This is a genomic window from Sphingomonas lacunae (assembly GCF_012979535.1).
GTDB lineage: Bacteria > Pseudomonadota > Alphaproteobacteria > Sphingomonadales > Sphingomonadaceae > Sphingopyxis > Sphingopyxis lacunae.
The window spans coordinates 1,919,313-1,932,106 of record NZ_CP053015.1 but is presented as its reverse complement, the minus strand read 5'-3'; the positions used below and the strand labels follow the sequence as shown (position 1 = coordinate 1,932,106).

12 protein-coding genes and 1 pseudogene are annotated in these 12,794 nt (G+C 59.7%); 7 read left to right on the top strand and 6 right to left on the bottom strand.

Going from position 1 to position 12,794, the window contains the following annotated elements:
- Positions 1–3: 3 nt before the first annotated feature.
- From GV829_RS09255 to GV829_RS09240, 4 genes are read right to left on the bottom strand one after another with little or no spacing between them, the layout of a single operon-like run.
- Positions 4–1,608: a flavin-containing monooxygenase gene (locus GV829_RS09255; RefSeq protein WP_169946055.1), complete on the bottom strand. Its 1,605-nt coding sequence runs from the start codon at positions 1,606–1,608 to the stop codon at positions 4–6.
- Positions 1,595–2,422 (bottom strand): SDR family NAD(P)-dependent oxidoreductase, encoded by an 828-nt coding sequence (locus GV829_RS09250; protein WP_169946053.1) that lies wholly within the window; start codon positions 2,420–2,422, stop codon positions 1,595–1,597. The genes GV829_RS09255 and GV829_RS09250 overlap by 14 nt, the downstream gene beginning before the upstream one ends.
- Complete coding sequence (locus GV829_RS09245; RefSeq protein ID WP_169946051.1) at positions 2,419–3,228, bottom strand: class II aldolase/adducin family protein; 810 nt, start codon at positions 3,226–3,228, stop codon at positions 2,419–2,421. Before GV829_RS09245 ends, GV829_RS09250 begins: the two co-directional genes overlap by 4 nt.
- A gap of 55 nt (positions 3,229–3,283) precedes the next feature.
- Positions 3,284–5,107 (bottom strand): acyclic terpene utilization AtuA family protein, encoded by a 1,824-nt coding sequence (locus GV829_RS09240; RefSeq protein WP_246202803.1) that lies wholly within the window; start codon positions 5,105–5,107, stop codon positions 3,284–3,286.
- 82 nt (positions 5,108–5,189) lie between these two features.
- On the opposite strand from GV829_RS09240, the gene GV829_RS09235 reads away from it, so the two are divergent.
- On the top strand, positions 5,190–5,879 hold the full coding sequence (locus GV829_RS09235) for a Crp/Fnr family transcriptional regulator (protein WP_169946049.1): 690 nt from the start codon (positions 5,190–5,192) through the stop codon (positions 5,877–5,879).
- Positions 5,880–5,954: 75 nt separating this feature from the next.
- A pseudogene (locus tag GV829_RS14450) lies at positions 5,955–6,347 on the top strand (DDE-type integrase/transposase/recombinase).
- Positions 6,348–6,485: 138 nt separating this feature from the next.
- Here the strand turns inward: GV829_RS14450 and GV829_RS09225 are convergent.
- The gene (locus GV829_RS09225; RefSeq protein WP_169946047.1) at positions 6,486–7,592 is read right to left on the bottom strand and encodes an MBL fold metallo-hydrolase; all 1,107 of its coding nucleotides are present in this window, start codon (positions 7,590–7,592) and stop codon (positions 6,486–6,488) included.
- 100 nt (positions 7,593–7,692) lie between these two features.
- The gene (locus tag GV829_RS09220; RefSeq protein ID WP_169946045.1) at positions 7,693–8,334 is read right to left on the bottom strand and encodes a TetR/AcrR family transcriptional regulator; all 642 of its coding nucleotides are present in this window, start codon (positions 8,332–8,334) and stop codon (positions 7,693–7,695) included.
- Positions 8,335–8,430: 96 nt separating this feature from the next.
- On the opposite strand from GV829_RS09220, the gene GV829_RS09215 reads away from it, so the two are divergent.
- The 5 genes from GV829_RS09215 to GV829_RS09195 are packed head-to-tail and all read left to right on the top strand — an operon-like array spanning position 8,431 to position 12,776.
- Entirely contained in the window at positions 8,431–9,447 is a 1,017-nt protein-coding gene (locus GV829_RS09215; RefSeq protein ID WP_169946043.1) for a VOC family protein, read from the top strand.
- A complete protein-coding gene (locus tag GV829_RS09210; RefSeq protein ID WP_169946041.1) occupies positions 9,447–10,286 on the top strand; it encodes a fumarylacetoacetate hydrolase family protein in 840 nt (279 codons plus the stop codon). The genes GV829_RS09215 and GV829_RS09210 overlap by 1 nt, the downstream gene beginning before the upstream one ends.
- 3 nt (positions 10,287–10,289) lie before the next feature.
- Positions 10,290–11,033 carry an NAD(P)-dependent oxidoreductase gene (locus GV829_RS09205; protein WP_169946039.1) on the top strand — a complete coding sequence of 248 codons (744 nt, stop codon included), beginning with the start codon at positions 10,290–10,292 and terminating at the stop codon, positions 11,031–11,033.
- Complete coding sequence (mhpA, locus tag GV829_RS09200; protein ID WP_169946037.1) at positions 11,033–12,508, top strand: bifunctional 3-(3-hydroxy-phenyl)propionate/3-hydroxycinnamic acid hydroxylase MhpA; 1,476 nt, start codon at positions 11,033–11,035, stop codon at positions 12,506–12,508. Before GV829_RS09205 ends, mhpA begins: the two co-directional genes overlap by 1 nt.
- Positions 12,509–12,527: 19 nt before the next feature.
- On the top strand, positions 12,528–12,776 hold the full coding sequence (locus GV829_RS09195; RefSeq protein ID WP_169946035.1) for a hypothetical protein: 249 nt from the start codon (positions 12,528–12,530) through the stop codon (positions 12,774–12,776).
- Positions 12,777–12,794 lie beyond the last annotated feature (18 nt).

Below are 12,794 nucleotides of genomic sequence, written 5' to 3'. Positions count from 1 at the left end.
CAGTCAACTTCTCAGGAAGCCCTGAAATCCGTTTTGAACGGCGGCCTGGCAGAGTTCGCGATAGCGCGGGAAGCCACCAACATAGACCATGAAGCCTCCTTCCTTCCCGTCGATATTCCTGCCATTGTACCAAGATCGTGCCTGACCATAGAGCGTATGCGACGCTGTGGCGTCGACTTCCGCAGCCCAGAGTTGCTCGGCCTCAATGCTGGTGTCGATCCTCGAAAATCCGTCCCTTTCCAAGTCAGTGATCATGCCCGCAATATAATTGACCTGCCACTCGCCCGCGGTGATCATCTGGGCCAGGGCGGCAGGCGTCAGCGGGCCGTGGACCATGAACAGATTGGGAAAACCGGCGATCATGAACCCGAGATTGGCGGTTGGTCCGTTCCGCCACTTGTCCGCCAGCGTCAGTCCGTTCAGACCCGTGACATCGATCCGGGTCAGCGCCCCGGTCAATGCATCAAAGCCCGTTGCCGTTATGATGACATCCAGATCATGGTCGGCCTCACTCGTCTTCAATCCGTTGAGCGTGAACGCCTCGATTGGAGCAATTTTCACATCGACCAGCGAAACGTTGGCGCGATTGAACATCGCATAATAGCCGTTGTCGATGCAGAGCCGCTTGGCACCGATCGGATAATCCTTCGGACACAGCTTCTCCGCGGTATCCGGGTCCTCGACGATTTCACGAATTTTGCCGCGAACGAACTCGCAGACCACTTCGTTGGCCGCGCGGTCAGTCATGACATCGGTGAAGGCGACCATCAGTTGGAATGCGCTTTTCGAAGCCCAACCCGCTTCAAGAATTTCATGCTGTTCGGCCGGCGTGTAGTCATGCGCAGACTTGGTCGGGTAATCTATGATCGACACCCCGTAAGTGTCGAGCATCCGGACACGTCGATCAGGATAGTTGTCTTTCCAGTCGCGTTCGAGCGCAACATCCATTGGCCGGTTTCCCGAAGGCATGCTGTAAGCCGGAGTGCGCTGAAAAACCGTAAGATGCTTGCACTGTTCTGCGAGGATCGGTGCGGCCTGGATCGCAGTTGAACCAGTACCGATGATGCCCACACGCTTGCCTGCCAGATCCAAAGGCTCATCGGGCCACCTTGACGTGTGATAGATTTCGCCCCGGAATTTCTCCCGCCCCGGCCAATCGGGTGTGTTGGGAGCCGACAGGGCACCCGTCGCCGCAACGACATATTTGCAGACGATGTGATCGCCATTGGCTGACCGCACATCCCAGCGGTTGCGGGCCTCATCAAATGAAAGTGAGCTTACCGCCGTCGAAAGGCGGATGTCCTTCCGCAAGTCGAAGCGATCGGCGACATGGTTTGCGTATCGTTCAAGATCCGGCTGCGCGGAGAAGATCTCCGGCCATTTCCAATCCTGCTGCAGCTCTTCGTCAAAGCCGTACGAGTATTCGACGCTCTTGATATCGACCCGTGCGCCCGGATAGCGGTTCCAGTACCAGGTACCACCGACACCATCACCCGCCTCCAGGCAGACAACCGAGTGTGTCTTGCGCAATTTGTGAATGGCATAGAGGCCAGAGAATCCGGCACCAATGATCACGACATCAAAGATTCCAGGATCACTTGCCATCATGCTGGCCCTCGCCTTCAATCGGGGTTGCGACAAGGCCGAAGCTGGTTGGCGGACTGCGATCGATGATCATCCTGGTCCGATCGCGTAGCGGCTCGTCAAACATTTCGGGATGAGGAATGATCCAGTACTCACCTCGTCCGATCGCTTCGAACACCAGCCCGGCAAGCTGATCCGGGCTCATGCCGTTTTCATCGCTCATCCCGCGCAGCATGGCCATGAAGCCCGCTGTTGGAGCGGGCGCCGGCTCGTCCATGATCGCGCTTCTGACCGGACCGGGAGCAAGGAGCGAGACCTGCACCTTACTGCCCGTCGCGGCCAGTTCTGCGGCTAGCGCCTCGGAAATTGCCACAATCGCGAATTTGGTGGCCGAGTAAGGAGCCATGAACGGAGAGGTCAGGAACCCACCCAGCGATGACGTATTGACGATCCTTGCCGGCCGGTCTGCAGCAATAAGCCTCGGCACGAATGCCCGGATGACGTTGACGACACCGCCGATGTTCACCGCAAGCGATCGCTGCCAGGTCGCTGCGTCGATTTCCCATGTCAGGCCGCTGGAAAGCACGCCGGCATTGTTGAAGACCAGATCGATCTGGCCAAACCTATCAAAGGCTGCCCTGGCGAGAGATTCAACCGCCACTTCATCCCGCACATCGGTTTGCACGGCGAGGACTTCGGTGGGCAGATCCTCAGCGAGCCGGTTCAGCGCTGCTTCGTTCCAGTCCGCCAGGACCAGCTTCATGCCGCGCGATGCCGCGTAGCGGGCAAGGCCAGCGCCAATGCCGCTCGCCGCGCCAGTGATCACGCAGGTGTTCATGCAATTGCCCCCGTGCCGGCTGCCGCAGTGCCTTCGCCAAGCACGGCAGCGTCCTGCCGGATCTCACGCCGGGCCATGGCCTCCCACAGGAAGGGGAAGCCCAGATCATCTGACATTTGCGCAACCTTGAGCGTGGCGGGGTCGGTGATCGGCGTGCCGATCCCGAGTGCCTCAACCTGCCATGCAAGGCGGCAGCGATGTTCGAGTGTGATCGCCCGCAAATGGGCCTGGCGCACGTCCTTGCCGACCAGAAAGACTCCATGATTTTTCAGGATCGCCCATTTGCCGGCACCCAGCGCCGCCGCGGCTGCTTGCGCTTCCGACAAGCCATCAACGGTGCCAGCATATTCATCGTAAAAGACGGGATCGCCCGCGACCTGCCCAGACGTCTGGTCATAAACCGGTGGAACCCGGCCGCATGCTGACCAGACCAGCCCCCAACGCGGGTGGTTGTGCATGACCACCCTGATGTCATGCCGGTCGCGGTGCACCGCCAGATGGAGACCGATGGCCGGTGTGACGTTCCAGTCGCCTTCCACGACGGCACCGCTGCCATCAATGCGAATGATATCGGAAGCGGTGACCTCATCCCAGGCCAGCTCCCACGGGTTGACTAGGAATGTTCCGTCAGGCTGGGCCAGCGTGATGTGACCGGCGATATGATCGTCATAGCCTTCGCGGTGAAGCGCGCGACACAGCAAGGCCAGTTCCTGATGCGGGGTCAGTTCCGGCAGCAGCGGATAACGGCCCGGGTTGGGCGCCAGCTTTTCCAAAATCGGATTGGATCGTCTGGGAGATGCCATCATTCTGTTCCTTGTCTGATCGGACCGGACGCGCGCCATGCCAAAGGCATCCTCCAGCCTATGCCTTTGGCGGAGCGGAAGGCCCGGGCCAGATGCGGTCGGCAATGCGGATCGGAAAGCGCAGCAGCATCTGCCCCATGCCCTTGGCCGCCGGGTCCAAGCGGGTGCTGGCGTTGATGCCGCCCTGCAGCGCGTCATGGACCACAAAGTTGAGTGCGTGGAGCCCCGGGACATCGTAGCAATCAACGCGCGGAGCGAGCCCGTCGCGGCCGAAATGGCGATACCATTCACCAACCGCTTCGGGTGTTAGCGAAGCTTGCAGATAGGGCAGATATTCCGGTTTTCGGGCGATCACAGCGACGTTGAACAGATGCCCTTTGTCACCGCTGCGTACCCATGCCAGATCGACCAGACTGGCAGTCACCTCTCCGGCAGGTGCGACAGCCATCGTGCGTCGCTCGGGTGCGTGCCCTTGCCCATTCACTGGCAGCCCGGGATGCTGGGGCAACTGGCGCGTCACCCCGTTTATGGTCATAGTGGGCACGATTTTGTGCTTATCGATCAGGAACAGGAAAATCCCGGTGACCGGCATGACGCTTGTCGAGAGATTGATAGACGTTCCCACCGCCATGCCGGAAATCCCCGCCCACTGTTCCCGGGCAAAGATCGCGGCGCCCTCCTGGGTTGGATGATCGACCACCAGCTTTGCAATCACCTCTCGCGATCCGGCGGGATTGGCATGGGCTCCAAAGCTTGCCTCGCCCCCGATCAGGACCACATCGGTCTGGCTGAAGTTGGCAAGGTTTCGTGCCTGCAGCAGGAGGCGGGACCGTGCGAAGAGCGCCTCAGCCTGACGAACCGCCTTCGCGGCGGCATCCTCCCCGATGATCGGTTGATAGGCTGTGGTTCGCCAGCCGGCATCAAATGTCGCGCACGCCTTGTACGTGTTTGTCGCCGGCCGACCTTTTGCACCGGAAACAAGCACGCGGTTCGGACCGGCCTCGTTGAGCACGACATTGCTGAAATCGCACCGGACATCAGCAACGATATAGTCGGCAGGATCACTCACTTCGTACAAGATCTGCTCTGCCACGGTCCCGATCGACACAAGGCCGCCGGTCCCGGTCGGCTTGGTCACGACGAAGCTACCATCGGCCCGGCACTCACCGATCGGATATCCCATATTGGCCCAATCGGGCACGTCCCGCCAATCGGTGAACGTTCCGCCAGTGACCTGCGCGCCGCATTCCAGCACGTGCCCGGCCAAAGTGCCAGCCGCCAGCAAATCCCAATCGTCGGAACACCAGCCGAATTCGTGAATCAACGGCCCGAGCACGACCGCGCTGTCGACCACGCGCCCGGTAATGACAATGTCCGCGCCATGGGCAAGGGCGGCTGCGATGGGAAATGCCCCCAAATAGGCGTTGGAACTCAGCACATGGTCGGGAAATTCAGCGCCGGTGAACATGTCGCGGCAGCCGGCGCTCAGCAAGTCCGCTTGGCGCGGTCTCAGGTCATCGCCCTCGACATAGGCAACTTTGAGTTGCAAATCCTTTTCGGCAATCAACGCCTCAAGCGCTACCGCCAGTCCTGCCGGGTTCACGCCGCCGGCATTGGCAACCACCTTGACGCCCCGCGATGCTATTTCGGAGAGATGCGGACCGACATGAACAGTCAGGAAGTCGGTGCCATATCCCGCTGCGGGATCGGCGGCCTGCATCCGGCCAAAAATGCCCATCGACCCTTCGGCCAGGTAGTCGAAGATCAGATAATCCAGCGCCCCACCCGAGAGTAGTTGCGTAACGGACAGCGCGGTATCGGAAAAGGACGCGGTCGCGCCGCCGATCCGCACCACTTTTCCTGCGTCCTGCATTTCGGCCATAGATGGCTCCTGCCCATTCCTCTGGCCCTTGGCTATCAGGTCGGATTGCAACCAACTGTCACCCGAGTTACAGTTGGTTGCAATGAAGCAGGAACAGCGCAATCTGGCACTGGATGTTTTGAGCGCGTCCGATTGGCTGAGGGATTACCCGACAGCTCTTGTGCAGCAACTGGTGCAGGAAGGCAGGCTGGTCCGACTGAATGCCGGTGAATGGGCACAGGCGGAAGGCGATGATCGCAGCGGCCTATTTGTAGTTATCGACGGCTCGCTCCATTCCTTCTGTGCCGCACCGGGAGGCCGGGCCGTGATGATCGGCGTCGTTGCGGCCGGCGCAGTGCTAGGTCACGCCACCCGTTACAGCGGTGGTCCGCGGCTGGTAACGGCGGTTTGCGTTGAACCGAGCCTGCTGCTGGAAGTTTCCGAGACGTCTCTTGAGCGTGTCGCGATGCAGTTCCCAGAAGTCTGGCGCGCGATCGCCGGGTTTGCCTACGCCAACACCCGCAGAGCATTGCAAATGGCGGCAGAGGTCATTTCTCTGAAGCCTCGCCAGCGGATTGCCGCGCGATTGCTGGCGGCAATCGATGGCGGCGGCCTTGAAGGCACGGCAACCTTGCGTGTCAGTCAGGAACTACTGGGCGAAATGCTGGGGCTCACTCGAAAAACAGTGAACTCACATTTGTCCTCGTTCGAGAAGATTGGTCTGGTCCGATCTAGTTATGGACAAGTCAAAATACTGAATGTGGATGGCCTAAGAACTGTTGCAAATAGCTAGTGTTTAACCGGGCGGGCACTGTCAGAGCAGATGCACCGGCTAGGCTGATTGACTGTGGGCGGCTAACTCCTGCGCATGCTAAGACCTCGCAAACCAGCCAATCCGTTCCGCTGTTTCAACTCATCGCCCGAAGTGATCCGCCTCGTGGTGCTGATGTATGTCCGGTTTCCACTGTCGCTGCGAAACGTGGAGGAACTGCTGTTCGACGTCAGCGGGATTCCCGGATGAAGGGCTTCGGCCATTGGAAATGGCATCTCGACGAGATGTACGTATAGATCGGCGGCCAGATGCACTACCTCTGGCGCGCAGTCGACCAGGAAGGCGAAGTTCTACAGCCACGTGCCCTTCAGGCGACGAGAGCGGGCGATGCTGCGGTTCCGGCAAATGAAGTCGCTACAGAAGTTCGCCTCCGTCCACGCCTCATTCCACAACCACATCGCCTCAAACTGCCACTTCGTTGATCGATGAACCTACAATCTCCACCGCTCAGCTGTCCTGGCTGAGTGGCAATCGCTCACGGCCTGAAGACTGCACTCCCCTGCCCTAGCTGCGCCGAACGGAGAGAAGTTGCGATTGGTCTGACAGAACCGTCTGACCGCACCTCTCTTATCCTTCAAGTTGATCGAAGCGGATATCACTGCCATCGACCGGTATGCTGATCAGCATACCGTCGCGGCCAATGGTTACCCCATCCGCCCGCTCTTCGCTCACTCCCCGCAACCATGGCGTGCGAAGCAAGCCGAAAACCAACGGCGGCGCCATGTGGGTAAAAATCAATTCCCGCACTCCCGCCCTGTTGGCGAGTCGCGCCGCCTCAACCGGATTGATGTGATAACGGCTGGTATCGCGCAGGACCTTGGCGAACGTGTCCTGACCAATGGCGTCTGCTTCCTGTGCCATAATGTTCTGCAGATGGTGGGCCTGCGCCTCGCTCACCAGGACATCCGCGCCGCGGGCCGCTGCTGCCAATCCGTCATTCAAGACAGTGTCGCCTGTAATGACGACGGAGCGCCCTCGGTACTCGAAGCGGTAAGCGAAGGCAGGCGAGACCGGTCGATGATCCGTTTCAATGGCAGTGACCGTCACGCCACCGGAGCTGTAGATGACCTGAGTGCGACCAACCGGCGTGTCGCCCGGTTTCACGAAATCGGACGGATAGGGAACCATGACCGCCGCATCGATCGGCAGCAATCCCTGGCCGTGATTATGATGCGCGTTGCGGTAGGTGCGATCGAAACTATAGGCAGTATTGAATCCGCCGACGACTTGCTCGAGACCTGCAGGCCCGAACACCTTTAGCGGCGACCGGCGACCTTGCGCCCACCCCTGCATGTTCAGTTCACCCAATTCGCCGATGTGGTCGGAATGGAAGTGGGTGAGAAAGACTGCCTCCACCTGCGGCGTGGGCACTCTCCAAAGAGCCAGATTCTCAGAAGATTCAGGTCCGATATCGACGATGAACAACTTTCCGCCCGCCACTACGAGCGTACATGCCTTGGCAGATTGCCTGAGCGGTAAGGGGCTGGACGTTCCGCACAGCAGCACACGAAGCGCGTCGTCGGTGACAGGCAATTGGCTGGCTCGCGCCAACTGCTGGCGGGCGCCAATGGCAAAAAGCCGGTCCTGCAAATTCGGCGAAAGCTGGAATGCCAGAAATGCTGTCGCGACAACGACTCCGGCACCCAACGCCGCCCAAGCCAACAACCGCTTCATACGCTCCCCTCATTGACCATTTAGTCAACTATTGAGCGATTATGACCATATGGTCAAGTCAATCCACCAAGCCGGCGCGATCCGGACAGTCTGAAACCGTTCAAGGCTGGTGTTCCTCCAGCAAAAGCTGCGATTGTGACGCGGCATAGCTGGCGGCATCGTCTCCGCTAAGGCCCAATCCGGTAAGCGCCAATATGATCATATCCTCAAGCCGCTTGGCTGCCTCGGTCGCATCCACGCGACGTTCGATGGCGTTGATCATGAGGACCTGACAGAGGCCGAGCCAATAACGGATTCCGCTTTCCCGCGCTTCCTTGCGCAGGCGGCCGGTTGCGAAAGCGGCACTCATGTCTGCGGCCACGCCCTGATTCAACGGCTGATCTCGCAAGGTGGATTGGCTCATGTTAAGCAGCATGATCTTGGTCTTGCGCGGTTCCTCCAGCGCAAAAATCAGGCCGGTGCGCATACCTCCGGCCAATCTGGCCACAGGGTCGCTTACGGTGGCGTTGGCGCGACCAATGCGTTCCTCGAGCTCAGTACGGATTTCCCCACCAATCGCCCGACCAAAAGCAGCTTTGTCATGAAAGTGATTGAAAAAGCTTCCCTTTGCTACTCGCGCCCGGCTGACAATCTCGTCAACTGCAAGTGCGTCTATCGGGCGTTCTGCAAGCAGTTCCAAACCGGCTACCACAAGAGCGCGATAGGTACGCTGGGAGCGGGGATTTTTGGGCAAGGCGGACATGAGAGCAACCTACTTGACCGGCCACCCCGGTGTCAATAACTTGACCAAATAGTCAACTAACGATTCGGGCAGTACCTGGGACGGGAGAGCTTGCTGATGAGCACGATCCGCATCGAAGACATTGCCCATGTCCGCTATGCCGCGCCGGACCTTTCGGCCATGCGTTCATTCCTTGAGGACTTCGGGCTGACATGCTTCGAAACAGCGGGCCGGCTCTATGGCCGTGCAACGGACGGCCGTCCGTTTGTCCATGTGACCGAACGGGGTGCAGCCCGGTTTCTGGCGGTGGGTTTTCGAGCGGCAAGCGTTGCCGATCTGGAACGTCTCGCCGCCAGCGAGAGAACGAGTGTCGATGAACTTGACGAACCTGGCGGTGGTAAAATCGTCCGGTTGACCGATCCGGACGGCTACCTGGTTGAGGTTGTCGCAGGACAGGCAAACGCAGATCCTGCCCTCCCCTTTTCGGACCCGCCACGCAACAGTGCCGCGGCCAAAACTCGGCATCGGGCAACCGTCCGGGTCAATCCCGGCCCGGCCCATGTCAGTCGGATCGGACATGCCGTATTGAAGGTCAGCGACTTCCGGGCATCCGAACAATGGTACAAGGATCGCTTTGGATTCATTACCTCGGACGAGGTCGAAGCGGCCGCCAATGTCCCTCTGGGTGCATTCATGCGGTGCGACCGCGGTGACCAACCGGCCGACCATCACACCCTTTTCCTTGCCCAGTTGCCGGGTGAGCTGGGAATCCTTCACGCGGCGTTCGAAGTGGCGAATCTCGACGACCTGATGCTCGGTCACCAGCATCTCAAAGCCCGCAAGCGGCAACAGGCATGGGGCGTCGGCCGCCACATCATGGGCAGCCAGATTTTTGATTATTGGAAAGACCCGTTCGGCAACGAATTGGAACATTGGACCGACGGCGACCTGTTCACAGCCGACGATCCACCCAACAAACAACCGATGAGCGCGCTTCTCGACGTCCAATGGGGAACACCCCATCCGATGTTCGCGGGCAGGGTGGCACCACCCGCTGGCTTGGTTTCGTTTCTGATGGCCGTGCGCTTGCGCGTTCTTGGCCTCTTCCGTCGCAAAAACAGGGAAACTGCCTGATGAAACTCTGCACCTTCACCGCCGATGGCCACACCCGAACCGGGATTGTAACGGGCGAGACCGTGATCGAAACCGGCATTGAGGGGTCAATGATCGACCTCATCCGCCAGTGGGATGCCATCAAGCCTGAACTGGAGGCGAAGGCGGCGAGCGGTGGCGGCATACCGCTGACGTCGGTCAAGCTGGAAGCACCTGTTCAGCGTCCCGGAAAGATTTTCGCGATCGGGCTCAACTATGCTGATCATATTGCTGAATCGAACATGGGTACGCCGGAACAGCAAGTCTGGTTCACCAAGGCGCAAACCTCGGTCAACGGCCCGTATGACCCGATTGAAATCGCTCGTGGCACCTTCACCAACGACTATGAAGTCGAGCTGGTGGCCATCATGGGCAAAGGCGGCAAGCACATCCCTGCGGGGGACGCTCCGGGCAGGGTTTTCGGCTACTGTGTGGGCAATGATGTTACCGAACGCATGGCCCAACACGCCACACAGCAGTGGTCGTTCGGCAAGAGTTTTGACACCCATGCTCCCATGGGCCCCTGGATCGTCACAGCCGATGAGGTCAGCGACCCGCACGATCTTGGCATTCGGTGCTTCATCAACGGGGAGCAACGCCAAAGTTCCAACACGAAGCATCTGGTTTTCAATATCTGGCAGCAGGTTGAACATCTGTCTCGCGGCATGACGCTTGAGCCGGGCGATTGCCTGTTCACCGGCACGCCAGGGGGAATTGGCGCTGCTATGGACCCGCGCCAGTTCCTGAAGGCAGGGGATGTGGTCCGGTGCGAAATCGATGGACTCGGCCACATTGAGGCAACCATGGTTGCCGAGGACTGAGGCGTGCGCATCCTTATCATCGGCGCTACCGGCAACAGCGGACTGGCCCTGACGAAAGGTGCACTTGCGCGGGGACTTGACACTAGAGTCTATGTGCGCAGCGCAAACAAGATCAGGGATTTGCTTGGGGCCGATGCATGCGAACAGCTCAGCATCCGCACGGGCACCCTTGCCGACAGGGCCGCATTGGCCGACGCCATGAAGGGTGCCGACGCAGTGGTCAACGCGGCCGGCAATGCCACGGTGGACGCGGACTTTGTGTCGATGGTCCAGAGGGTGATTGATACGGCCGAACAGGTTCTGGGGGCCAATGGCCGGCTATGGCTGTTCGGCGGTGCAGCGGCTCTCGATGTTCCGGGAAGCGATCTGCGGGTCGCGGATCTCCCCTTCGTTCCAAAGCCGTTCAAACAGCACATCCACAATCATGCGCGCGTCGCGATGACCAGTCTCGACTGGTCAATGCTGTGTCCCGGCCCGATGGTGTCGGCCGCGGATGGCTTGCCGCATAGTGCTTTACGGGTCAGCGTGGATTGCTGGCCAGTCGACGGGCCAGGATCGCCGCGATTATTCAAATCCTTGCGCATTTTGAAGGCGTTCAAAGCGCGCCTGCCCGAGTTGATCGTGACGTACGAGGACGCCGCAAAAGTCATTCTCGACAATCTCCCGGCACATGGACCCTACGCAAGAAGGCGCGTCGGCCTGGCCCTGCCACCCGGGCATGTTGGTGCAAAACCGGGGATGATGTGATGACCAAGCCGAAAATTGATGCGATGTGCGACGTGCTGATCGCCGGCGGCGGTCCCACGGGGGTCACCCTGGCGGTGTTGCTTGCCCGAAGGGGTGTCAACGTCATCGTCGTCGAAAAGGAGGCAGACATCTACCCGTTGCCCCGGGCTGCCCATATCGACCACGAAGGGATGCGGATCCTTCAGGAAGCGGGCGTCGCCGACGCCGTCATGGCAACTGCGCGGCGAGCCGACCGCTATGACTTCATCAATGCGAAAGGCGATGTGCTTTTGCGTTTTGAGGGGGCAACCCGGACAGGGGCTGGCGGCTGGCCATCCGCCAACATGATCCACCAACCCAGTGTTGAGGCCCAGTTGCGCAAGGCCCTCGCGAGCGCACCGAACGCCGATCTGCGCACCTCGTCAGAAGCCACCGGATATGAAGAACATGGTGACTGCGTCGTCGCGCGGATTTCAGGGCCAGACGGGGACTACAGAATTCAGTGCCAATATCTTGTCGGTGCAGATGGCGCCCGTAGCCCGGTTCGCAAAGCGGCAGGAATCAGCTTCAATGACCTCAATTTCGAGGAACCGTGGCTGGTTGTCGATGTGCTGGTCGATGACAGCTCAAGGCTCCCGACCGCAAACCTCCAGATCTGCGACCCGGATCGACCGACAACCTGCGTCCTGATGGGCGAGGGGCGGCATCGATGGGAATTCATGATCAAGCCCGGCGAAACAGCCGAGGAGGTCTGTCAAGACAGCTTTATCGAACGACTGCTTGAGCCATGGGATGTGAAAGGGGCGGTCAGGCTGGAGCGGAAGGCAGTGTATACGTTTCGGGCAAGGATCGCCGAAAATTGGCGCAAGGGCCGGGTCCTGTTGGCCGGAGACGCCGCGCACCAGACTCCGCCATTTGCCGGACAGGGGATGTGTTCGGGTCTCCGCGATGCCGCCAACCTGGCCTGGAAACTGGCAGCCGTCACCAAAGACAATGCCGACCCAGCCCTTCTGGATACATATCAACCCGAACGCGAACCCAATCTGCGCGCAACCATCGATATGGCCATCATGATGGGCAAGACCGTATGTGTAACGTGCCCATGGCGGGCCTGGCTGCGCGATGCAAAGTTCAAACTGGCCAGACGCCTAAGACTTTTGCCGACGGCACCACCAGTCTATCCTCCCATCTCCCAAGGCAAAATTCTGACAGGCAGCCCTGGTGCAGGAAGCTATTTCCCCCAGTTTATCTCGTCAGACGGCCAAAAGCTGGACGACGTACTGGGTCTTGAGCCCAAGATAATCCGTCGTGACGATATGGGGATAGCAGCGGTTGCGCCATTTGCCGCTCAGATAGGCGAATGGCTGGATGCGCATGGTGCCGAAGCGATGCTGATCAGGCCTGATCGATATGTTTTCGGAACGGGCACAGCCAGCGCATTGAAATCTGCGTGGGGAGCGATCAACGCAACCACCCCAGATGAGCGGAGCAACTGATAGCCGCAAGCGGCATGGTATGCCGAGACCCAGAAAGCCCGCCAATGCGTTCCGCTATTTCAACTCATCACCTGAGCTGATCCGCTTGGTGATGATGATGTGCGGCCGGTCTCCGCTGTCGCTGCGGAACGCGGAGGATCGGCTGTTCGAGCGCGGGTTCGACATGTGCCACGCGACCGTTAACTTCTGGTGGGACCGGTTCGGGCTGATGGTCGCGGCGGATTTCCGTGAGCAGCTATATTCATTTGACGACGGCCATAGGCCGTAGCACCTAAGGTGCCACGTT